This is a genomic window from Ditibartonella apis (assembly GCF_001952075.1).
GTDB lineage: Bacteria > Pseudomonadota > Alphaproteobacteria > Rhizobiales > Rhizobiaceae > Bartonella > Bartonella apis.
This window is the reverse complement of sequence record NZ_LXYU01000001.1, coordinates 323,479-347,458: the sequence shown is the minus strand read 5'-3', so window position 1 is coordinate 347,458 and position 23,980 is coordinate 323,479. Positions and strand designations below refer to the sequence as shown.

At 44.5% G+C, this 23,980-nt stretch carries 16 protein-coding genes; 6 read left to right on the top strand and 10 right to left on the bottom strand.

All coding sequences use genetic code 11. The features are described 5' to 3' along the window. Positions 1-59: 59 nt before the first annotated feature. Positions 60-557 carry an invasion associated locus B family protein gene (locus tag PEB0122_RS01485; protein WP_075869594.1) on the bottom strand — a complete coding sequence of 166 codons (498 nt, stop codon included), beginning with the start codon at positions 555-557 and terminating at the stop codon, positions 60-62. A 182-nt stretch (positions 558-739) separates the two neighbouring features. Next, positions 740-1,129 carry a YkvA family protein gene (locus tag PEB0122_RS01480; protein WP_075869595.1) on the bottom strand — a complete coding sequence of 130 codons (390 nt, stop codon included), beginning with the start codon at positions 1,127-1,129 and terminating at the stop codon, positions 740-742. 247 nt (positions 1,130-1,376) lie between these two features. On the opposite strand from PEB0122_RS01480, the gene PEB0122_RS01475 reads away from it, so the two are divergent. The 3 genes from PEB0122_RS01475 (at position 1,377) to PEB0122_RS01465 (ending at position 7,041) form a co-directional block, all read left to right on the top strand. Further along, entirely contained in the window at positions 1,377-2,198 is an 822-nt protein-coding gene (locus tag PEB0122_RS01475) for an ImuA family protein (RefSeq protein WP_075915308.1), read from the top strand. After that, positions 2,086-3,684 carry a Y-family DNA polymerase gene (locus PEB0122_RS01470; RefSeq protein ID WP_143238779.1) on the top strand — a complete coding sequence of 533 codons (1,599 nt, stop codon included), beginning with the start codon at positions 2,086-2,088 and terminating at the stop codon, positions 3,682-3,684. Before PEB0122_RS01475 ends, PEB0122_RS01470 begins: the two co-directional genes overlap by 113 nt. A gap of 156 nt (positions 3,685-3,840) precedes the next feature. Further along, positions 3,841-7,041 carry an error-prone DNA polymerase gene (locus tag PEB0122_RS01465; protein WP_075915307.1) on the top strand — a complete coding sequence of 1,067 codons (3,201 nt, stop codon included), beginning with the start codon at positions 3,841-3,843 and terminating at the stop codon, positions 7,039-7,041. Positions 7,042-7,695: 654 nt separating this feature from the next. Here PEB0122_RS01465 and PEB0122_RS01455 read toward each other — a convergent pair. After that, a complete protein-coding gene (locus tag PEB0122_RS01455) occupies positions 7,696-9,228 on the bottom strand; it encodes a YifB family Mg chelatase-like AAA ATPase (RefSeq protein WP_075915305.1) in 1,533 nt (510 codons plus the stop codon). A gap of 340 nt (positions 9,229-9,568) precedes the next feature. Here PEB0122_RS01455 and PEB0122_RS01450 point away from each other — a divergent pair, with 340 nt between their 5' ends. The 3 genes from PEB0122_RS01450 (at position 9,569) to thpR (ending at position 16,848) form a co-directional block, all read left to right on the top strand. Next, on the top strand, positions 9,569-11,536 hold the full coding sequence (locus tag PEB0122_RS01450) for an autotransporter assembly complex protein TamA (RefSeq protein WP_225867774.1): 1,968 nt from the start codon (positions 9,569-9,571) through the stop codon (positions 11,534-11,536). Further along, entirely contained in the window at positions 11,536-16,230 is a 4,695-nt protein-coding gene (locus tag PEB0122_RS01445; RefSeq protein WP_075915304.1) for a translocation/assembly module TamB domain-containing protein, read from the top strand. Before PEB0122_RS01450 ends, PEB0122_RS01445 begins: the two co-directional genes overlap by 1 nt. A gap of 78 nt (positions 16,231-16,308) precedes the next feature. Beyond that, a complete protein-coding gene (thpR, locus tag PEB0122_RS01440; protein WP_075915664.1) occupies positions 16,309-16,848 on the top strand; it encodes an RNA 2',3'-cyclic phosphodiesterase in 540 nt (179 codons plus the stop codon). A gap of 18 nt (positions 16,849-16,866) precedes the next feature. Here thpR and PEB0122_RS01435 read toward each other — a convergent pair whose 3' ends face one another. The 7 genes from PEB0122_RS01435 to rfbA are packed head-to-tail and all read right to left on the bottom strand — an operon-like array spanning position 16,867 to position 23,724. After that, positions 16,867-18,036, bottom strand: a complete 1,170-nt coding sequence (locus PEB0122_RS01435) for a glycosyltransferase (RefSeq protein WP_075915303.1) — start codon at positions 18,034-18,036, stop codon at positions 16,867-16,869. A gap of 16 nt (positions 18,037-18,052) precedes the next feature. Beyond that, entirely contained in the window at positions 18,053-19,378 is a 1,326-nt protein-coding gene (locus tag PEB0122_RS01430; RefSeq protein WP_075915302.1) for a glycosyltransferase family protein, read from the bottom strand. Between the two features lie 2 nt (positions 19,379-19,380). After that, positions 19,381-20,316, bottom strand: a complete 936-nt coding sequence (locus PEB0122_RS01425) for an FkbM family methyltransferase (protein ID WP_075915301.1) — start codon at positions 20,314-20,316, stop codon at positions 19,381-19,383. Positions 20,317-20,366: 50 nt separating this feature from the next. After that, the gene (gene rfbD, locus PEB0122_RS01420; protein WP_075915300.1) at positions 20,367-21,233 is read right to left on the bottom strand and encodes a dTDP-4-dehydrorhamnose reductase; all 867 of its coding nucleotides are present in this window, start codon (positions 21,231-21,233) and stop codon (positions 20,367-20,369) included. Positions 21,234-21,246: 13 nt separating this feature from the next. After that, the gene (gene rfbB / locus PEB0122_RS01415) at positions 21,247-22,281 is read right to left on the bottom strand and encodes a dTDP-glucose 4,6-dehydratase (RefSeq protein WP_075915299.1); all 1,035 of its coding nucleotides are present in this window, start codon (positions 22,279-22,281) and stop codon (positions 21,247-21,249) included. After that, the gene (rfbC, locus tag PEB0122_RS01410) at positions 22,278-22,850 is read right to left on the bottom strand and encodes a dTDP-4-dehydrorhamnose 3,5-epimerase (RefSeq protein WP_075915298.1); all 573 of its coding nucleotides are present in this window, start codon (positions 22,848-22,850) and stop codon (positions 22,278-22,280) included. Before rfbC ends, rfbB begins: the two co-directional genes overlap by 4 nt. Further along, positions 22,843-23,724, bottom strand: coding sequence for a glucose-1-phosphate thymidylyltransferase RfbA (rfbA, locus tag PEB0122_RS01405; RefSeq protein WP_075915297.1), 882 nt, complete (start codon positions 23,722-23,724; stop codon positions 22,843-22,845). The genes rfbC and rfbA overlap by 8 nt, the downstream gene beginning before the upstream one ends. Positions 23,725-23,980 lie beyond the last annotated feature (256 nt).

Below are 23,980 nucleotides of genomic sequence, written 5' to 3'. Positions count from 1 at the left end.
TGCGCCATGACAATCTCATGATGCAGTGCCTGAAACTGGTGAAAACTATAAAATTTGTGTTATTTGCATTTCTGTGCAGCATTGAGAGCTGCGGTAATTCCTTTCAGGGAATAGGTGTAACTTGTATTTGTTCCACGCTGGGAAACAGCTTTGACAGAAAGGTTGGAACCGTTTTTCATGGCTGCAACGAGCTGGCTTTCTGTGGCCGGTGAAGCCGCCCAGGCAGATGAATCCTTGGTGAAAAATTCAAAATTCTTGCCGTCGACGGAAACAGTGACTTTGTCCTTCAGGGCATAGCCTGCCATGAATTGCGGCTCATAAGTAACAGGATTGCCTGCGCGTTTGCTGACGAGGAAATAGTTGTCGCCATGGTTGACCGATTTGGGTTCCGCAGTGATTGGCGCGGAAAGCACGTAACATACTGTGTTGTTTCCGGATTTATAGGAATAGGCGCCCCATGCATCAAATTGGTTGATGCGTGTCGGAGTTTGTGCCGAAGCAATTCCGGCAACAGCCATAATCATGACAGACGCAGCAACAAAAGTTTTTCCAAACATCGTATACTCAGCTCACTTTTTATTTTCGATTGGCAAAGCCATGTGGCTTCAAACCGGCGATTTTTTAAAAACCGGCATATCATTCTCACAATATACCGAAAGTTGTTACATGCAATTTTGACTAGTTTATGGTTACCAAAAGGTGAAGTTTTGTTCAAAAATTACAATTTCTCCCAAAAAAACTATTTTTCGGGTGTTTCAATCGGGGTTTTTTCCAATGCTTTGCGGGCTGCCTGATAATGCGCGTCGGTGATGTGGGCACGCACTGCCGAAATCGCGATTGTTAAAACAGCGATATCATCCGTGAAACCGATAACGGCCAACATATCGGGAATGAGATCGAAAGGCATCACGAAATAAGCGAGTGCTGCAAGAAGAATGCCGCGTACACGTGTCGGTGTTTTAGGGTCGAATGCGCAATAATAACTGGCAACGACATCTTCCATAAAAGGAATGTGGCCAGCTGCTTTGCGAACTGTTTTCCAGAAAGCCGCACGTACTTTTGCCGCACGACTCTTTTGTGTCTTTTCTGATTCGGGCTTCAAAATTTTGTCGATTGTCGTTTTATCCATCTTAAAATCCCATCAGGAAAAATGTTCTTAAAGCACGCTTCATTAACAATGATAGAAGTAGGAAGTGCGTATAATTTTACAAGTTTCCGGTTTCAGGAATCCTTTGCATGAGGCATCTCGAAATAGACTTTTCAAAGGATATTCCAAAATTGAAGCGGGCAGTTTCTTTTGCAAAATCTCCCACTTGACTCTGATTTATGTTCGATTCCATAATAGAACAAAACAAGAACATTGTTGCGAGTCTTTTATGCCGGATATAACCCAGTTACGTCGCCTTGTTGCCCGCATGGAAGGAAAAACTGTCGCTTTTTCTATGGATGACAATAGAAAGGGCAAGGGAAAACACGCTCTTCCTGAAGGCTATTTTTATCTCGGGCATGAAATTGCCGATTTCGAGGCCGGTCCATTTCCTTCTTATGCTTTGCATGAAGTTATTTCCGGGCCTGCTGCCATGAATAGTGCAACCGGTTTTTCTCTCGGCCTTCTCAAACGCAATGAAAAGGCAAACTGCCCTTTTATCTGGCTGGAAGAAGAAAGCACAGAAATAGAATATGGCATTCCTTATCCTGTCGGTATTTCTGCTTTCGGGCTTGATCCCGCGCGATTTATTCTGGTGCGTTGTCCAAAGGCTGAAGATGTTTTGAAAGCGGCTGATGATGCATTGGCAACGTCTCGTGTCGGCGGTTTGTTGTTGAGCCTTTCGGGGGCCTGTCGGGCACTTGATTTTACAGCCACCCGACGTTTGCATCTGGCAGCAGAAAAAGCACATTCGCCGGTTGTTCTGGTGCTTGGCAAAGAAGCATTGAAAAACAGCAACGCTGCCACACGTTGGCAAATCAAAGCAGCACCTTCTGAAAGTTCGGGTGCAAAAGCACCGGGATTAACAAATTATGATATCACACTTTTGCGAAATAGAACCGGATATACCGGACATTGGCTGATGCAATGGAACATCCATGACCAGATTTTTACAAAACCCCAAGAAATACGGCATACACGACCGGCTCTATCTGGCACTCGCTTTTCCTCGCCTGCCGATAGACCGTCTGAAGACGGTTTTGCCGCCTGAAAAAACGCCGGATTTCACAAAACCTTTTGTTGTGGTCGGCCGTTCTGTACACGGACTTAGGCTCGTTCATGTTAATGAGGCGGCGACACATGTCGGCCTTTATCCGGGGCTTTCTCTGGTTCATGCACGCAGCCTTTGTGAACGAATAGAAACGATTAATGAAGCAGAAGAAGCCGACAAGGACTATCTTCAATATCTCGCCCGTAATGCCGGACGGTTTACCCCGCTTGTTGCCTATAGCCTTCCCTTTGGTTTGATACTTGATGTAACAGGCTGCGATCATCTTTTCGGGGGGCCACAAAAAATGCTCGAAAAAGTGACCGCTTATTATAAGGGACTTGGGCTTGAGACACTCTCGGCACTGACAATAACACCCGCAGCCGCACGGGCTTTTGCCCGTTTTGGCGTCAACCGTTTTGTCACAAAAGAAGATTTTGTTTTAACACTGGATCGGCTGAAATTACCGGCACTTGAAGCAAAGCCGGATGTCCAACTGGCACTTCGCCGTGCCGGCTTTCATTGTCTCAAAGATATTCAGGCGGTTTCACCAAAAGCACTGGCTGCGCGCTTTGGCGAGGTTTTGCCTGCCCGCCTTGATGCGCTTTATGGAAAAAAACAGGAACCGCTTTCATTCATAAGCCCACCCCCGTCCCTTTATTTGTCATTACGTTTGGAAGAACCATTGATTGATGTAACAATGGTTGAAAAACAGTTTTTTGTTCTGGCAAAAGAATTTTTCAAGCGTTTAACGAAGCTCGGTCTTGGATGTCTGATGGTAAACATCATTCTTTATCGGGTTGATGGGCATATTGACCGGATAGGCATTGAGACCGGTCGCCCTTTGAGCGACCCCACACAATTTCTGTCGCTTCTTGAGGAACGGTTGAAAAGCTTGAAAACACCGCTTGATGCGGGATACGGTTATGACACATTGGCTCTTTCGGCAAGTCGTTCCGCTCCCCTTCGCCCCGTTCAGACCGGACTTGTCAACGACGATCTGGAACCGGCAGAAATCGGGCAACTGGTTGATCGGCTTTCAACCCGTTTGGGGGCAGATCATGTTCTGGTGGCTGGTACAAAAGAAAGTCATATTCCCGAATATGCAGCGTTTTGGGGGATAGCACAGCGTCATAAACCGCACACCGAAGCTTTGAAAGCTTTGGATGCGCAATTGAAAGCACAAGGATTTTTCCCGCTTCGTCCCAATCCGCCAGAACGCCCTATCAGGCTTTTTTGCCCGCCACAGCCCATTGATGTCATTGCCGCTTTGCCGGATGACCCGCCAGCTTCTTTTCGCTGGCGACGGGTTGTCCATAAAATCCGCCTTGCCGAAGGGCCTGAACGTATCAGTGCCGAATGGTGGAAACATTCGAGTCCCGATCGTGATTATTATCGCGTGGAAGATGAAAATGGCGAACGTTTCTGGCTATTCCGTTATGGCGAATATCCGCAAACAAAATGGTTTCTGCATGGTTTATTTGCCTGAAATCTATCAGCTTCCAGAAATTTTAAAGGCAAGTTTATGCATTATGCAGGGTTTTTGTTCTCTACCAGAAAGTCCGGTTTTTTAAAAAACATGTCTTTACGTCGGGCAAAAAAATCTTTTCGCCAAGAAAGCGACCAGACAAAATAAGGCGGCAGCATGTTTGCATTGTCTGTAAGAAGCAATTTTTCGTTTTTAAAAGGGGCTTCCCATCCCGAAGAGCTGGTGGGCGAGGCTGCGCGCCTTCACTATGCCGGTATCGGTATTGCCGATGAAAACACATTGGCCGGTGTGGTTCGCGGCTTTGCCATGGCACGGGAAGTTTTAAAACTAGACCCTTCTTTCCGCTATCTTGTCGGTTGTCGGTTGGTGTTTTCGGATGGAACACCGGATCTTGTTGTCTATCCACGAGACAGAAAAGCTTACGGCATGTTGTGCCGGATGCTAAGCGAAGGAAAAGCAAAATCCGGCGAAAAAGGAGCCTGCCAATTAAAGTTTGAAGATTTTTTGTTTCGTGCGCGCGGTTTCCAGATCATTGTCACAGATGGCGAAAGACTGGAAGACACGTTGAAAAACTTGCAACAGGTGGCAAAGGGTCAAGTCTTTCTTGGTTTGCCGATGAATTTTACCGGCAAAGATGCCCGTTATGGCGAATATCTGGCAAGAATGGCCAAAAATTTTAACGTTGGCCTTATTGCTGCTGCCGATATTCTCTATCACAGTGAAGAAAGGCGCATTTTACAAGATATTCTGACAGCAATCCGCCTTCATAAAACAATTGACGAAGCCGGATTTGCTCTTCAAGCCAATAGCGAGAAATATCTGAAACCGGTGAAAGAAATAGAACGGCTTTATCGGAATTTTTCCGTTGCAATCAAAGCGCAACAGGATTTTGTAGCCCCCATTTCCTTTTCACTTGATGACCTTTCCTATTCCTATCCGGACGAGCCGGTTCCTGCCGGTAAAACACCACAATCCTATCTGGAAGAATTGACCTGGAAAGGCATGGCTGAAAGGTTCCCGAAAACAGCTTATGGCAGTGTAAGACCGCTTCTGGAAAAAGAATTGAAGCTTATCAAAAAGCTTCGCTATGCTCCCTATTTTCTGACTGTTTATGACATTGTCAGTTTTGCAAAATCGCAAGGCATTCTTTGTCAGGGGCGCGGTTCGGCCGCAAATTCGGCAGTATGTTTTTGTTTGGGCATCACCAATGTCAATCCGCAACAGATTGATCTGTTGTTCGAGCGGTTTATTTCCGAAGAGCGTAACGAGCCACCCGATATTGATGTCGATTTCGAGCATGAGCGGCGCGAAGAAGTGATGCAATATATCTATCGTCGTTATGGTCGTCATAGAGCTGCAATTGTTGCAACGGTCATCTGTTATCGCAGTCGCAGTGCCATTCGCGATGTCGGCAAAGCTTTGGGCTTGAGCGAAGATATTATAGGTGCGATTGCCTCGACTGTCTGGGGCACATCTGGCAAGAAAGTGAGCGATGAGGAGATTGCTCAAAGAGGACTCGACCCGACAAACCGGATGATTGGTTTGACACTACGTCTTGCTCATGAATTGGTCGGCTTTCCAAGGCATTTGTCACAGCATGTCGGCGGTTTTGTTTTGACCGAGCAAAGGCTTGATGAAACCGTGCCGATCGGCCCTGCTGCCATGAAAGACCGCAGCTTCATCGAGTGGGATAAAGATGATATCGACACTGTCAAATTGATGAAGGTCGATATTTTGTCTTTGGGGATGTTGACTTTGATCCGCAAAGCTTTTGATCTTTTGAAACGTCATAAAAATATCAGCCATGGCTTGCATGATGTGCCGCGGGAAGATGAAAGCGTCTATAAAATGTTGTCGAAAGGCGATTCGATCGGAGTTTTTCAGGTTGAAAGCCGGGCACAAATGAACATGTTGCCGCGATTGAAACCGAAACAATTCTATGATCTGGTTATTGAAGTGGCTATTGTCCGTCCAGGCCCGATACAAGGCGATATGGTGCACCCGTATTTGCGCCGTCGCAACCATATGGAAAAAGTGGTTTATCCTTCACCTTCACCACAATTCGGCCCACCTGACGAATTGCAACGTGTTCTGGGAAAAACTTTGGGTGTTCCGCTTTTTCAGGAACAGGCAATGCGCATTGCCATAGAAGCTGCCAAATTTACGCCCGATGAAGCCAATCTTTTGCGTCGTGCCATGGCAACGTTCCGGCGGGTTGGAACCATTCATACCATGCGGGCAAAAATGGTCGAGGGAATGGTGAAACGAGGTTACAAGCGCGATTTTGCCGAAAATTGTTTCAAGCAGATTGAAGGCTTCGGCGAATATGGTTTTCCTGAAAGCCATGCTGCAAGCTTTGCCCATCTTGTTTATGTTTCAGCTTGGCTCAAATGTCATCATCCGGAAATTTTTGCGACCGCTCTTCTTAATTCCCAACCTATGGGTTTTTATGCCCCCGCCCAGATTATTCGGGATGCCCGCAATCATGGTGTCGAGGTTTTGCCGGTCGATGTCAATCATAGCCATTATGACCATTGTCTGGAAAAAAACGGCAACGGTTTTTCTTTGCGATTGGGATTTCGTCAAATCAACGGTTTTGCGATTGAATGGGGAAAAAGAATCGAGCTTCAACAAGCCGAAGAGCCGTTTTCGTCGATTGAAGAATTGCATCGTCGGGTGATGTTACCAAAACGCGCCTTCGAGCTTCTTGCCGATGCCGATTGTTTCTTAAGTATCAATAAAGAGCGACGTTTGGCTTTGTGGGCGGTGCGCCGTTTGCCCGATCATGGAAACTTGCCATTGTTTGCAGCAGCACAACAATCCGATCTTGGTGAAGAAGACCCGCTTATTTTTACGCCAATGAAATTGAGCGAGCATGTCATTACCGATTATGAGACAACGCGTTTGTCGCTCAAAGCCCATCCGTTGAGTTTTTTGCGAAACGACCTTGTGAAAAAGGGTGTGCTTACCTGTCATGAAGCAATGGAAATTGCAGGAGGCTCTATGGCAACAATTGCCGGTATTGTTACGGTCCGGCAAAAGCCCGGCAGTGCCAAGGGTGTGGTCTTTTTGACAATGGAAGATGAAAGCGGCATTGCCAATATTGTTGTCTGGCCAAAAATAATGGCGCGCTTTCGCCGCGAGGTCATGGGGGGAAAGCTCCTATTGATAACAGGTAAAATACAACGGGATTCTTCCGGTGTTACCCATCTTGTTGCCTCTTATATCGAAGATAGAAGTATGGACATTATCAATCTGAGCGAAATTCCCGAACATTTTGCAGCGATTGAAAGTGAACCTGTGGCCCGTCATCCCCGTCAGTTCCGTGCTTTGCCAAAATCCCGCGATTTTCACTAAAATATTTTTATGAATGAAGACTTCTAAGTTTTTCAGCTTTTTATTTTGCGCCTTTCAATCCGTTTGATGACAAGCTGGAAAATGAGGAGCCTATGAAAATTTCATCACTTGATCGGCACCTGTCCAGCACTTTTAAAACTTTTGTTTCAATCTTTTAGGGAAGATAAAAAACCGTCAAAAATGAATAAGACAATAAACGACTGATCAAGCAAAAAATGCGCCGGAAAGCCCGGGCGCGCACCTGTATTCAGGTGATCTGAACGTTATGAATCCATTTGCTCTTGTCATTTTAGTCAAATCGGAAATTTTGCAAAATATTCGCGTTTTTAAAAAATATTTGAATGCATTGATCGCCGGTTGCTGCTTAAAAATAAACAGCGGCAACAAAATCCGGAACCCTGATTTTCATATCATTCACCCGCAGGTAAAGGCGTCGATGCTGTTAGAACCGCATCATGTTCGATCAACCGGTTTTTGAAAAAGCTTGAAGACCATTCGGAAGTTCATTTTGTTTCGACAAAAAGCTCCATATTTCATTTTCACAGTGTAATTCTGGATTATGTAACTATGAATTATGCGAGCCTAGTTGTGGAAATTTCGAACAGTGCAAAAAATGCGCATAGAACGTCATTTTCATGCTTCGAGCAACAGTATTCAAGCAACAGCTTTTAGCCGCTCATTGCCTAAACGATAGGAAATTGCTTCGGCAAGATGATGTTTCGTCAACTGTGGCGCACCATCAAGATCGGCAATTGTGCGTGCAACTTTCAGGACACGATGGTAAGCGCGTGCTGAAAGGCGCATTTTTTCACTTATTATTTGCAACAACGTTGTTGCCGCATCATCAAGAAGAGCAACTTTTTCGATCAGATTTGCAGGACAATCGCCATTGGTGCGGATTCGGGGCATTCCCAGTTCTGCATATCTTTTAGCCTGTATATCCCGTGCTTTTCTGACGCGTTCGGCGACAACGCGGCTCGGTTCGGCTTCTGCCGGTTTGATGAGATCAAGTGCTGACAGAGCCGGGACATCAATTCGTAAATCTATGCGATCAAGCAGCGGGCCGGAAATACGTGCCTGATAATCAAGCTGACATTTCGGGCCTTTGGCGCAAACATGCCCCGGTTCGCCCGCCATACCACAACGACAAGGGTTCATGGCAGCAACAAGCTGGATGCGTGCCGGATAGCTGACATGCCGGTTGGCGCGCGCAACAACACATTCCCCGCTTTCAAGCGGTTGACGCAGGGAATCGAGAACTTGCGGCGAAAATTCCGGAAATTCATCAAGAAATAAAACGCCATTATGAGCAAGCGAAACTTCTCCCGGATGTGCCTTGATACCGCCACCGACCATGGCAGCCATAGATGCCGAATGGTGGGGCGCGCGGAAAGGTCGATGAATGGAAACAGAACCATTCGTTGTTTCACCGGCAATCGAAGCAATGAGCGAAACGTCGAGAAGTTCGCGTGCATCAAGAGGTGGCAATATGGATGGCAAACGTTCGGCCAGCATGGATTTTCCGGCTCCGGGCGGACCTACAAACAGAAGATTATGGCGTCCGGCTGCGGCAACCTCTAGCGCACGTTTGGCTGCACTTTGTCCCTTGATGTCGGCAAGGTCGGGCAGATTATCCTGAATAATATATTGGCGGGGTTGCGGAGACGATAAAAATTGGGAACCTTTGAAATGATTGACCAGTGCAAGCAAACTTGAAGGAGCCAAAATTTTTATGTCTGAACCTGCCCAGGCAGCTTCCGGTCCGCATTTTTCCGGACAAATCAGTCCTTTGCCGGAAGCAACAGCAGTCATAGCTGCGGGCAAGACGCCACTTACAGGTGCGATTGAACCATCAAGTGCCAATTCGCCGAGAACAACATATTCCTGTTCGACTTCTGTCGGAAGAAGCCCCATTGCGACCATGAGCCCGACAGTAATCGGCAAATCATAATGGGAACCTTCCTTGGGTAAATCAGCGGGAGCAAGATTGACGGTAATCCGTTTGACCGGCATGGATAATCCACAGGCATGAAGTGCTGCTTGCACACGTTCGCGGCTTTCGGCAACTGCCTTGTCGGCAAGGCCGACAATGGACATTCCCATTTTACCATTGGCAATCATAACCTGTACATCGACGGGTAAAGCCTCGATGCCGGAAAAGGCAACAGTCGTAATACGTGCAACCATTTGTCTTGTTCTCACCTGCGTTGTGTCAAAATGAAACAATCATTTTTTCGGGTGGAAATCAAGAACATTTCAAGAACATCCGTTAAAAATATGTATGTTGTCATGATATGACAAAAATTATCGCTTAACACTTCCTTGACGAAAATGAAGCAAAATCATGGTTGTCGGTGTATGAATAAGAAGTAGCCTATGCTAACGCATGGGGGAGAGAAGTTTTTAGAACAGTGCCTTTTGTTTAATCTGATGAGATAAACTGTGGGTTCGGCTTTCAAGGGCGCTATATTCGAATTGATTAAACGGGTAAATTCAAGAGTCTGACGGTCAAGAGTTAAGTGTTTTGGTGATATCGGGTAAAAAATCGACGTTGAAAGCAGGAAGCGCTCTTGTCGCTATCATAGCCTGTTTTGCGTTCGCTTTTTCTTATCCACAGGAAGCAAGTGCTTTTGATCTCTTTGGTATCCATTTATGGGGTAAAAAAGATCAGAATGATAAAAACGCCGATGTTATTGGTGTTCCAAAACATTATAAGGTCAAAGTTGTCGCCGCCGAGGGTGCTCCGCAAGCAGGCGTAAAAATTGTCAAAGCAGCTTCTTCGCTTGTTGAAGACGATGATAAGCCCGCCTCTGGCTCTGCGGGTCTTCTCGCCAAAGCGCGTGGTGATTACAGGAAAATTTTAGCCGCTCTTTATGCCGAAGGCTATTACGGCGGTACGATCAGTATTCAAGTCAATGGTGCGGAGGCAGCCAATATTCGACCCGATGCGGAATTGCCCGATCAATCCGATATTGTCATTACAATCGATACCGGTCCGCAATACCATTTCGGCATTGCCAGTGTTCATGACCTGGCGCCAAAAACCGATGACAAGAAGGACAAGGTTCCTCTTCCTGCCGATTCAGGCTATGCAACTGGTGATGTTGCCAAATCCAGCTCTGTCTTCAAGGCAGAACAGCTTGCCATCGAGGGGTGGCGTCAACAAGGTTATGCCAAGGCAAGCGTAAAAAACCGTGAAGTTATAGCCGATCACCAAACAAATACAATCGATTCCAATATCGAGGTTCAACCGGGTCAGAAAGCCAGTTATGGTCCGTTGACAGTCAAAAATGTCAGCGACAAACCAAGGATGGATTCAGCCTATGTCGCATGGATGACCGGATTGAAAGAAGGGCAGGAATATGACCCCGACGATATTGCCAAAGCCAATAAAAGGTTGGCACGACTTGATGTATTTCGTGCTGCCAATGTGAGGGAAGCCGACAAGATCAAGGCGGACGGCAGTTTACCGCTTAATCTCACAGTTCAGGAACGGCCGCTCCATCGTTTTGGTGTTGGCGGTAGCTATTCGACACTTGATGGCGCGGGGCTTGAAGCTTACTGGATGCACCGCGACCTTTTCGGTCATGCGGAACGCTTGCGATTTGACGCAAAGATTACCGGTATTGGCGGCAGTCAGGATGACTCTTATAACCCGAAAAACTTCGGCTATCTTTTGGGAACCACTTTCACTCGCCCGGGTGTCATTACGCCCGACACCGATTTTGTTGCAAGTCTCAAAGGGCAACGTGAGGTTCTGGATAATTATACCACGACAGGCATTACCGGACAGCTGGGTTTAACACATATATTTACCGATGAGCTCTCAGGGCGGATTTATTTCAATGCTGCCCAGACAAAGTCGGAAGATGATTATTTTGGCAACCGTGATTTTACGCCGGTCGGGTTTTTGGGTGGATTATTATATGATAGCCGCGACAATAAATCCGATCCGAAACACGGACTTTATGGTGAAGCTGTTCTGGAGCCGATCTACGAAATTCATTATGGAAACTTTATCGGCAAGATGACATTGGAAGGTCGTTCCTATTTTTCGCTTGATGCAAAAGATCGCTATGTCATTGCAACGCGGGCAAAGATCGGTTCGATTACCGGTCCGGAAGCGCGCGAAATCCCCTCCGATATGCTATTCTTTGCTGGTGGCGGTGGTTCGGTGCGTGGCTATGGCTATCGAAATATCGGTATCAGAACCGATACCGGTGATACAATTGGTGGTCGTTCGCTCGTCGAGGGTTCGGCAGAATTGCGCACAATGGTTACCGATACAATCGGTCTCGTCGGTTTTGTCGATGCCGGTGTTGTCGGCGCTGATTCCACACCCGATTTTTCGGAAAACACCAAAGTGGGTGCCGGTATCGGTCTTCGTTACATGACAGGGCTTGGACCATTGCGGTTTGATGTGGCAGCACCTCTTGATGGTGCAGTGGGCGACCCTGATTTAGGTTTTTATATCGGCATAGGGCAGGCGTTCTGATGATGAAAAATTTTTCACTTTCAGCTTTGATGACCGCGTTGTTCCTGATCTTTGCAGGCTTGACGGCGGGTTTCGCCGAGACTTCTTTGCCCTCCGGTCATGATACGGCTGCGGCTGAAAAATCATGGGTTTTGTCATTCATCGAAAGCAAGATTTCCTCACCTAACCGGCAAATCCGTTTTACCGGTATTGAAGGAGCTTTATCGTCGAACGCCACGATCGGCTCGATTACGGTTGCCGATCGACAAGGCATCTGGCTCAAAATCACCAATGCCAAGCTTGACTGGAATCGTTTGGCACTATTACGCGGACAAGTGTCCATTAATGAATTGTCAGCCGAGAAGATTGATATTTTCAGGAAACCTTTGCCTGATTCTTCTGCGCCAAGCCCACAGTCGAAAGGCTTTTCTATACCGGACTTGCCAGTTGCAATAAGCATCAAATCACTTGATGCAAAGAAAGTTGCGTTTGGAGAGGCGCTTTTCGGCCTTCCTTCCGAAGTGTCGTTGAATGGCGGCATAACTCTTGCCGATGGCGATCTTGCAGCGCGACTTGTCATGAAACGGTTGGATAAATCCGGTGATTTTGATGTATTGGCCGATATCTCGAACAGCACCAATAAGGCAAAAATTGATATCGAAGTCTCGGAGCCGGAAAACGGCATTGTTGCCAATCTGTTAAAAATAAAAAATCGTCCTTCGCTCGCTTTGATTGCAAAAGGCGAAGGACCACTTGATAATTTCGAGCTCGGTCTTGCGATGAAAGCTGGTGCCGATCCGGTACTGAATGGTAAATTCAAGCTTCAGGGCACAGAAAGCGGAAAATCGATAAATGTTAATCTGTCAGGGCCGATTGTTCTTTTGATGCCGGACGAATATCGGGCGTTTTTCGGGGCAAGAACGGAGCTTGAGCTTGATGCGTTACTCAAACACGGCGGCGGCTTTCGTCTTGACAAATTTTCGATCAATGGTGAAGGCGTTCATATAGCTGCAAATGCAGAAACATTGTCAGACGGTTTTTTACGCCGTTTGGCGGTAAAAGCATCGGTCAAAGCGCAAACAGGTGGTTCGCTTATTTTGCCGGTTGCAGGCGGTAATACGCGTGCTGACGATATCGCGCTTAATATCGATTATGGACGCAATGATAGCCCGATGTGGAGTGGCCAATTTATCGTCAACAATTTTGCAAACGAAAATTTCGTTGCCCACGATATAACCGTCGATATGGGCGGGGACGAGGAAAATCTTGATGACGTCAATAATCGTCATGTCGGGTTGCAGATTACCGGCGCAATCAACGGTATGGCAACGCCGAAGAGCAAGATTTCGGAGGCCTTGGGAAAATCGGTCAATTTGAAAGTCGATGCCGATATTCTTGCCCGTCAACCGGTTACTATACGCACTGTCAATCTTTCCGCTAACGGCCTTGCTTTGTGGCTGAAGGGGCAAGTCGAAAAGCTTGAATTCAAGGGAAATCTCGGCATTCAAGCCGATACATTGGAACCTTTGGCAATGTTGAGCGGAAAACCGCTCTCGGGTGCGGCCGATATTGAGGCAAATGGTATCATCGGCCTTGTCGGTGGTTCTTTCGATCTTGATCTTTCCGGAAAAACTGTCGCTTTGAAAACCGGCAATGAGACTTTGGATCGTTTGCTGGCGGGCGATGTAAAATTATCAGGCGGAATAAAACGCGACGAACACGGGATCACAACTCGTGACCTGTTGATCGGTAACGATCATATCAAGCTTGAAGCCAATGGCAGTTTCTCGAGTGATGAAGCCGATATGGACTATCAGCTTGCGCTTTCCGACCTTAATCTCGTCAACTCCCGTATGCATGGGGCCGTTCAATTGCGGGGCGCCGCTCGCGGCCATAACCGTCTTGTTGCCTTAAGTCTCGGAGCGAAGATAAAAGAAGCAATTTTGTCGGGTCAGAAAATGCAGGATACGGCAATTTTTGCCAATGCTGTTCTTGATAACACCTCTCCTGTCGCCACCTATTTGAGCGGTTCGGTAGACGGTACCGGCCTTTTTGGCGGTGAAAAACTGAAACTAAGCGGAAGTTTTTTCGATAATGACCAGTTCAAAAGTCTGAACAATCTGGACATTCTCGTTGGCGAAACCCATGTGAACGGCAATCTGAAGCAAAATCTGGAAGGGCTGATTGACGGAAATATCCATATTGATGCACGCGATATTTCAACATTGAGTGCGCTTTTGCTCACTGACGGCCATGGCGCTATGACGGGTGACTTTAATTTAAGCGAAAGTGAAGGAAAACAAAGCGGTCGTCTGAAAGCCCACGTCGACAAACTGGTTTTTGGCGAAAATCATGTTCAAAGCCTTGATATGAATTTGACGCTCGATGACCCGAAAGGTGCTTTCCGTGTCAATGGCTTTGTCAATGCTTCGGATATTCGTGTTGCCAATTTTGTCGCCAATACCATAAAAGCGACAGCAAAAGATATGGATGGAAAAACCGCTTTCCAGGTTTCGGCAGATGTCCAGAATACTATCAAGGCCGACCTAGCCGGTCTCTTGATCTATCCTGCAGTAAACGGGGACGACGGGCAAAACGGACAAGGGGATAACCGGCGGCTGACGGTCGAATTTGATTCTTTGAACGTCACGCAGGATACGGTTCATGCGAAACTATTAAATCCGGCTTCTGTGATTTTGTTTGATAACAGCTATCACATTTCACCTTTGATATTGGATGTGAATGGCGGGAAATTTTCTCTAAAAGGCGATGGCGGGTCAAAACTCGATTTAGAGTTGCAAATGGATCATTTGCCCGTTTCACTTGCCAATCTGATAAAACCGGATCTTCGTGCAACCGGCACTTTAACCGGTCAAGCCGATATAAAAGGAACGCCGGACACACCTGATGTCGCCTTTGATGTTAAAGGCGAAGGTCTGTCGATTGGCCTTTTGAAAGACAAAAAGATCGCACCATTTGCACTTGATGCAAAGGGCAGAACCAATGGCAAATTGGTCAATATTGATACCAGAATTTCCGGTTCCGGCCTTGATGTTGAAGCCAGTGGCAAAGTACCGCTGGATGCAGGAAATCTTGATCTTGACATTGATTTGAAAAATTTGCCCGTTGCTCTCGCAAATGGTTTTGTGTCCAATCAGAATCTTGGAGGAACGGTCTCCGGTCACGCTCATATTGGCGGACAATTGAAAGCACCGACGGCAACACTCAATCTTTCAGGCCAGAGCTTGAGAGCCGATTTGTTGGCAAAAAATGGCCTTACGCCAATCAGTTTGAATGCTGAGGCGCATTATGAAAATAATGTTCTTAATCTTGAACAATTCAACGCCAACGGGCCGCAAGGACTTAATATGTCGGCGAATGGTCGCATTCCGGTCAAAGGCGACGGTATCGATCTTCACGTCAAAGGCTCGGCACCTATGGGGATTGCCAACCAGTTCCTCGCTGAACGTGGAGCGCAAGTTTCCGGCTCGGCAAATGTTGATGCAACCGTTAGAGGTTCCTTCATAAAGCCGGAGCTTAATGGTCATTTAGCTCTTTCAAATGGCACATTCATTGACCCGCAAAGCAATTTGCGGCTGAACAATATTGTGGTTGATGCCGGTTTGAGTGGCGAGCGCATTGTGCTTAATCGTGCTAACGCTTCATCATCTGCTGGAGGAACAATTTCTGCAAATGGTTCTATCTCGACAGATTTTGCTGCTGGCATGCCCGCCGATATGACTGTTCGCCTCAATCATACACGTTATAGCGATGGAGAGATGGTTGTTGCGACGGTTGATGGCACTTTAACAGTCACAGGTGGGCTGTTGAATAATCCGGTGATTGGCGGTGATTTAACAATCGAGAAGGCAGAAATTACCGTTCCGGATCGTTTCGGAGGGGCTGCTCTTATTGATGTCAAACATAAGAATCTTACAAAAGATATCGAAACAACGCTTGAACGCGCAAAAATCGATACCGGCAAAAACAAAGTTGCAACGGCACCCGCAAAACCTTCCGTTGTTCAGCTAAAACTGCATATCCGTGCACCGAATCAGATTTTTGTTCGTGGCATGGGGCTTGATGTCGAATTGGGTGGCGAAATCGGTTTGTTCGGGCCGGTGAATGAAATTCATCCTGTCGGCGGTTTCCAGATGTTGCGGGGACGGTTTGAAATTCTTTCTCAACGCCTTACCTTCACCGAAGGAACGGTAACACTTGTCGGTAATCTCAATCCTGAAGTCAATTTTGTTGCAACCACGCAAGGAAGCGATATTACAGTAACGGTAACCGTTAGCGGTACAATCAATGCATTGAGTGTTTCATTTACTTCGGTTCCTGTCTTGCCTCAGGACGAAGTTCTCGCCCGTTTGATTTTCAATCGCTCTATCAGCGAACTGTCGCCCTTCCAGATTGCCCAACTTGCGTCGGCTGCTGCCGAACTTGCCGGTGTTACCAATACGTCGCTTCTCGGTTCATTACGCTCGACCACAGGTCTTGATGATCTTGATGTTGTGACAGATAAACAGGGAAATACCGGTGTTAAAGCGGGTCGCTATATTCGCGATAATATCTATCTCGGTGTCGAAGCTGGCTCCGGTGGCAATACAAAGGGAACAGTCAATCTGGATATTTCCAAAAACTTGAAAGCCAAAGGCGCACTTGGCGCACAAGGTGATTCAAGTGTTGGTGTTTTCTATGAAAAAGATTATTAAAACGATGAATATTGCTTTTGCCGGAAATCACCTTCCGGCGTTCATTTCATCGTCACCCACAACGCGTAAGGAATAATGATGCCCCGACTTTTTGCCGCATTGGAAGTGCCGCATGATGCCGCATTGTCCTTGTCACTGTTGCGAGGCGGTTTACCTGGTGCACGTTTCATCGAAGTGGAGGATTATCATATCACATTGCGCTTCTTCGGTGACATGAGCAATGAAATTGCTGATGAACTCGTTCACGCACTTGATCATATTGGAAGAAAGCCATTTAACCTTCGTCTGAAAGGAATTGGTGTCTTCGGTTCGAAAACGCCGCATTCGATTTATGCAAGCGTAGAACCATGTGAGGAGCTGCTGCTTTTACAAAGCGACATTGATCGTATTGCCAAGAGACTTGGCCTCAAATCGGATAAAGGAAAATATATTCCTCATGTGACAGTTGCTCGCCTGAAACAGGTGAGGCTTGACGATTTATTGCCCTATCTTTCTTCACATGGCCATTTTGAAACGGGGTATTTTCCGGTCAACCGCTTTGTGATGATGTCATCGCACGAGTCAATTGGCGGCGGGCCTTATATCGTTGAAGAGCATTGGGACTTATCAAGACAATAAATGGAAAATCGGATCCTTTTATTTGAACAGCCGTCTGATACTACGTGTGTTTTTTTCAAAAAAACGTCGTAGAGAGCGGGTATTCTTTTCGATAAAAATGCCAATAGTTTTTCGTTTTCTATGTTTTGATATACTCGCAACTGCATTATTTTCGATTAAAACATGGCCGTTCTCTTTGCTGAATCCACTTTCATTCCGGATACTATCTTTTTGGGAAAATGGATGAGGAAAAACTTTCTTTAAATCCGGGATACTACGGTATCGTACACGCTCCGCTTTTTCAATTGGTGTTCCATCCCGATACATACCGTAGTACCACCATTTGCTAGGGAGATTTAATGGCGTATTTTCTTCTACCATATGTTCATACTTGTCCCAGAGCTCGAAAACTTCGTGATTCTCTTTTGCGTAACGTTTTGTCATTGTGCGACCAACCGGTCCAAGTTTTGTATAGTGGTAAAAACGTAATGGAAAAATACCGTTCACGTAAATGCATTTATTGGTAATAGAGATTTTTCTGTGACTTAAATTCCAGCTGGCAACATTATATCCTGGATCACGTAAAATATAAACGCCGTCGAACATTGCTGGAACTAAATCAAACCATTTCTGATCTACAAATAGTCCTCTGGGAAGATCATCGTGACAATATTCGAGCAATCTGTCATTCCACCAATTAGCAAGTCGCTTACCGTTTACATCATTGCGAATCGCAAGAAACCCTAAATTGAATACGCCGTAATTGAGCGCAGCAATTTCGTTATCAATAATAGCAATTTTCTCATCTTCAGGTGTTACTTGGTGAGGTGTGACAATAATAGAATGCGAATCCAACAAATCTATGATAGGCGACAAGCTGTTATAAACGGCAATATCAGGGTCCAGATAAACAATTTTATCGTACCCCATGTCTGTGAACTTTTTTAGAAAAGGTCCTTTTACGGCAGTACAAAGTTCAACAACATCATGACCGAACATCCATGATTCGTAGTTCTCAAGTCCCATGTCTTCAATATAATAGACAGTATCAAATGGCTCTTCCGCAAGATTAAAAATAAAACCGTCAGGCTCTTTATCTATCATAACTAGAGCAAATTCATAATCTGAATTATACTTTTTAAAGGATTGCGCTAATACGCGTGCTTTTGCCAGGTAACCGAATGTGCAGCTTGTAAATATCAAATTCATAATGACTAATCCAATTTTAAGTGTTTGTGTATGTCATCTTACTTAAAATAAGCGAACGGTATTTTTTGTTTAAACGACGGTCTATAATTGATCGGTAATTTTCAGAATCTTTTAAATATTCTACGAGATCGGGTATACCGCGATAGACATAGCCGTGGGACTGTTCTCTGACAACTTTAGCAGCGTTTCCCGACAAATAATTTGTTACGACAAATGTGTCAGCAGCGATTGCTTCATAAGCGGTTAAACAAAAAGTTTCCGGCCAAAGCGAACCAATGAATGCGATGTCAATATCATGTTTTATGAGTTGATCACGCATCTGGGCAGTTTCTTCAGCGTTTGTAACAACTTTTACAAAGTCATATTGCTTCGAACGTGGAGCATAGCTAGCGAAAACGTAAAATGAAAAGGGGGAGGGTTTTTCGTTGAAGGCGGAAATAAGGTTGATAAAATCGTTCCAACCTTTGTGATATACAGGTGTGCCCACAAAAGCGATTTTTAAATTTTGATTGGTTTTGTCAATCCGGCATTTATGTTCTTCACCCAACCTATAATGCGGAATAACACGGATAGAATGATATGGTAATTTTGATTTATCCAACCAAAATTCTTTAGCAAACTCTGAAGGCGAAATAACAACAGGTTTGATTTCATCAAAAAAATCTTTGAATTCTTTAGCTTGGTTAATGCGATCATATCCTGCATTACAATTTTCGCATTGTTTAGAATTAGAAACAGGTGCACCGCAAAAAATCACGTTGTTCCGTAACAGATTAAAATTCGGGCATAAGGTTGTGTAATCATGTATCCAAAAATACCACTTCACCTGGCATTGTAATGAAGTTCCAATGTCAATGATTGAGCGTAGATTTAGTCCTAATGGTGAATGTATAATGCTATCCGCTTCGTTTACAGGCAAAGTCTTTAAAGAGCATATCAGATTATCTGCGATTGTAGTGCCTATGTTTCTACCGTTAAGATTTATTCCTAAAGGTAAATCGGCTGCGAGGTTGTCATTGACTAACCAAGTTCTTGCTATCTTTGGAAAAATGTGAAGATAACTTATTCCTTCAAGATGGACAGCTTCTTCTTCGGTTTTTATACACTTTTGAATGCCACCATTATTTTCAAGATAATTGTCGTGGCTAAATGAAATAATTAATTTATCATAATTGCTGATTGATTCTTCAAATATATTCTTAAGTGTTTCACAATCAAGCAGTTCATTCTTTGAATGAAGATGGAACGCTAACCTATTTTCTTTTTCGGATATAGTTTTCGAATTAAATATAATATCTTCAATAGCCTTTTTTTCTTGATTATGTAGAGGGGGATTCGACATAATTAAACTTTTACCTCAGCTAATTGACCGCTATCGGCATCAGAAGTTCTTAATTGAATAACGGCTTTACTCAACAAAGCTAATAACTCGAATTTATTCAAGTTCTCCCATTCTATCTCTCCCCATCTGGGAATATAAGAACGTAGATGACTGAACTCTTTAGTTGATTTGAACTCCCACATGAAGCATCCAAGTGCTTTCAATTCGTCACACATTGCTACGGGAAAGCGCGAAGCGAGAACATTGGATTCGCGTGCTATATTAAGTAAATGTTTATTGGAAGAATTATAATTGTTTCTGTTGAACGCAGGAAACGCACATAGATATAAGTAAAAATCGTTTTCCAATAAAAACTTGATTGCAGTTTGATGAGAGCTATCGCTGTTTTCTTCAAAAAATATGATTTTAGCTCTCTTTTTTATATAATCTTTATCACTCTCAATAATATCGGTTTCATGACCTTCAGCATCTATCTTCAAGAAGTCATAGTCACCATATTGTTTTCGAATTTTCGAAAGAGGTACAACTTTTACCGTTTTGTCACTCGTGCCGTGCGCTTCGACAAGATGTGTTCCGCCGAGATTTTCATGTTCCACAGATAATGTATAACGTCGATCATCCAGCTTTCCAACGGCCGCTTCAACCACGGTAAAAGGAACATGACTATTTTTATCCAAATTTTGTTTTAGTGATGGAAGTACTACGGGATTCGGTTCCACGGAAATAATTTTTTTGGCTCCGAACTTTGATAAACCGAGTGAGAAAGTGCCTATAAATGCACCGATATCCACTGCTACATATCCTGGCTTAAGAATAGTAGAGGAAAAATAACATTCTAGCAATCCCCACTCACCATATTCAGACAGACAGCGATAAATGAGATCATTTTCAGGAAGGTCGGCAACCATTTCCCCGTAATAGGTGTCTATTTTTTTCATTATAATCTATATTCGTCCGTAAAAAATAAAAGTGTTTTCTTCGCAATGGTCTAACGTATTTTTTCGTTAAAATAAATATCCCAGGTTTTGAATGTCAGAGAAAAACATGTTTTGATCTTGACGTTGTTGAGCAGAGAATTGGCCGGCCTGACGCATGCCGTTTTATACTCTTTGGACGGGATAGAATGAACAACAAAATTTCTTTTATTGGCTGTTATTGTCGAGTTGAATATTTTGCGAGCAAAATCAGCCCAATTGGTTTTTCCGTCAGGAACAAGATGAAAAATACCACGCCAATTTTGTGGTGGAATTTTACCTGTTACTTGCTTGCTGATAGCGATGATATTGTCAGCAATAAAATCGGCACTTGTTGGAGTCCCCCACTGGTCGCACACGACGTTTATTTCATCATGCGTTTGCGCCAGCCGGATCATCGTTTTAACAAAATTATTTCCAAATCGGCTATAAACCCAGGCGGTGCGCAAAATGATGTGGTTTGGATTGGCTTCTATTACAGCCCATTCGCCTTCGAGTTTGGAAAGGCCATAAACGTTCAGTGGCCCTGGAGCATCATCTTCCTTATAGCCGTTTTCGTTCTGTCCGTTAAAGACATAGTCTGTCGAAATATGAATGATCGGCAAACCATTTTCTTGCGCGACTTCGGCAACGTTTCCGGCACCGTCTCTGTTGACAGCAAATGCTTTCTGAATCTCGGTTTCGGCCTTATCGACAGCAGTATAGGCAGCGGCGTTGACAACAATATCAGGCTTATAAAACTGAACAGCCTTTGCGATTGAAGTTTTATCGGTGATATCAAGTTCGGGTCGACCAAGTGCAACAATTTCAACGCCATCTTGTGTCGAATGCAGCATAGATTGCGCAACTTGACCATTTTTGCCGGTGACCAGAATTTTCACAGTTGTTCCCTTTTCAAGCGATTTTTGCGCGGTCTTTTAGCGGCTGCCACCACCATTTATTGTCAAGATACCACTGGACGGTTTTCTTCAAACCTGTATCAAAAGTTTCCTGCGGTTTCCAATGAAGTTCTGTCATGATTTTCGTTGGATCAATCGCATAACGCCTGTCGTGTCCGGCCCGGTCTTTAACAAATGTAATGAGTTCCCGATAGGATTTTCCATTGGCACGGGGCTTTAATCCATCAAGAATGTCACAGATAGATTCGACGACCTGAAGATTGGTTCGTTCGTTATGTCCGCCAACATTATAGCTCTCGCCTATTTTGCCATGGCAGACAATTGTTTCCAAAGCCCGTGCGTGGTCCTCGACATAAAGCCAATCGCGAATATTCTTTCCTTCACCATAAATAGGCAGTGGCTTTTCATCAAGCGCAGAGAGAATAACAAGTGGAATAAGTTTCTCGGGAAAATGGTATGGACCATAATTATTTGAACAATTGGAAATAACAGTTGGCAACCCATAGGTATGATGCCAAGCGCGCACCAGATGATCCGATGAGGCTTTCGAGGCAGAATAAGGAGAAGACGGGTTATACGGTGTTTGTTCGGTAAAAATACCACTATCAAATGGCAGATCTCCGAAAACTTCATCGGTAGAAATATGGTGAAAGCGGAATGTCTTTTGTTTGGCAGGATCCAATTTCTCAAAATAACGGCGCGCTGCTTCCAATAAACGAAAAGTACCTACAATATTTGTCTCAATAAACGCTGATGGCCCGAGAATCGATCGATCTACATGACTTTCGGCGGCAAGATGCATAATGGCGTCGATTTGTTCGTTTTCCAAAATTTCAAAAACAGCATCACTGTCACAGATATCCAAGCGATAGAAATGGTAGTTTTGTTTACCAACCAATGTTTTTAAAGATTGAAGATTTCCTGCATAGGTCAGCTTATCAACATTAAAAACATCATATCCTTTATTAACAAGATGTCGGCACAATGCCGACCCGATAAAGCCTGCACCGCCAGTCACAAGAATTTTCACTTTGTCATCTCCGCAAAATTGAAGAGCTCGGCATCTTTTAAAAATGGTGCATTTTTGTCTTTTTCTGAAAGCTCGACATGGGCAAGGTCGATCGGCCATTTGATCGCTATGTCAGGATCGTCAAAACGTATAGAGCGATCGCATTCGGGAGCATAATAGTCTGTGACTTTGTAGACAAATTCACAATTGTCCTCAAGAGTTAGAAAACCATGAGCAAACCCCGCTGGAATATAGAACTCGTTCCATTTATCAGGTGAAAGTTCAACACTTGTCCATTTGAGAAAAGTTGGTGAACCGCGTCTTATATCAACGGCAACGTCAAATACACGTCCCCGCGTTACACGAACGAGTTTTGTTTGTGCGTGCGGGGTAAGTTGGTAATGCAATCCTCTTAAAGTACCGGCTTTAGCAGAATAAGATTGGTTGTCTTGAACAAAAATGTCGTTGATACCGTGAGCCGAAAAATCTTTGGCATTATAAGTTTCAGAAAAAAAACCGCGATTATCTCCGAATTTTTTAGGCTGAATTATAAAAACATCGGGAATAGGCGTTTTATTGACTTCAATCATTACCGATCTCCGTAACAAGACGTTTCAAATACTCTGCATAACCGGTTTTTCCTAGCTGATCAGCCCGTTTTAAAACCTGATCTGCTGTCAGATAGCCGTTATTATAAGCGATTTCTTCTGGACACATCACCTTGATGCCTTGTCGTTTCTCAATCGCTCTAACGTAAGACGATGCATCCTGAAGACTATCATGAGTGCCCGTGTCAAGCCATGCGTATCCGCGTCCAAGTCGGACAACCTGTAAACGTTTTTCGGCAAGATATAAGCTATTAATATCGGTTATCTCAAGTTCTCCACGAGCAGAAGGTTTTAAATCTCGTGCAAATGAAACAACATCATTGTCATAAAAATAAAGTCCGGTAACAGCCCAATTGGAAAGTGGTTTTTCCGGCTTTTCAACAAGTGATTCTGCCATGCCTGTTTGCTTATCGAAACTTACAACGCCATAACGCTCGGGATCATCGACACGATAGGCAAATACGGTTGCGCCATTTTTGAGTGATTTCGCTTTTTCAAGCTGGTTCGCAAGGCCGTGACCGAAAAAAATATTATCGCCAAGTACAAGCGACACATGGTCATCACCAATGAATTCTTTGCCAATTTTAAAAGCTTCGGCAAGGCCATTCGGATGGGCTTGTTCGGCATAAGAAAAATTAATTCCGTAAGCGCTGCCATCGCCGAGTAAATGATGAAACAGCGGGAGATCACGCGGCGTTGATATAATAAGAATATCACGGATTCCTGCCAACATAAGAACACCCAGCGGATAATAAATCATCGGTTTATCATAAATTGGCAAAAGTTGTTTCGAAATTCCCAAAGTTGCCGGATAAAGTCTTGTTCCGCTTCCACCAGCAAGAATAATCCCCTTCATACGCTTAACCTCACCTGAATAGCTTTTTTGAAAACAAGTAAAATGTTATTTAAGTGTTTCACGTGATATATCCACAAAGAATTCGAGAAAAATTCGAGTCACAAATTCCGATATCTATTATAATAGTGTTTATCATAAAACCGACAAAGGCGCATCTATATAACCAAAACATAGGCGTAATTTTGGCCGCTTATGACTGTTTTTTATTTGGCTGTCAAAATTACATTTGGCATAAAGATCTCTTTATATCCCTGTT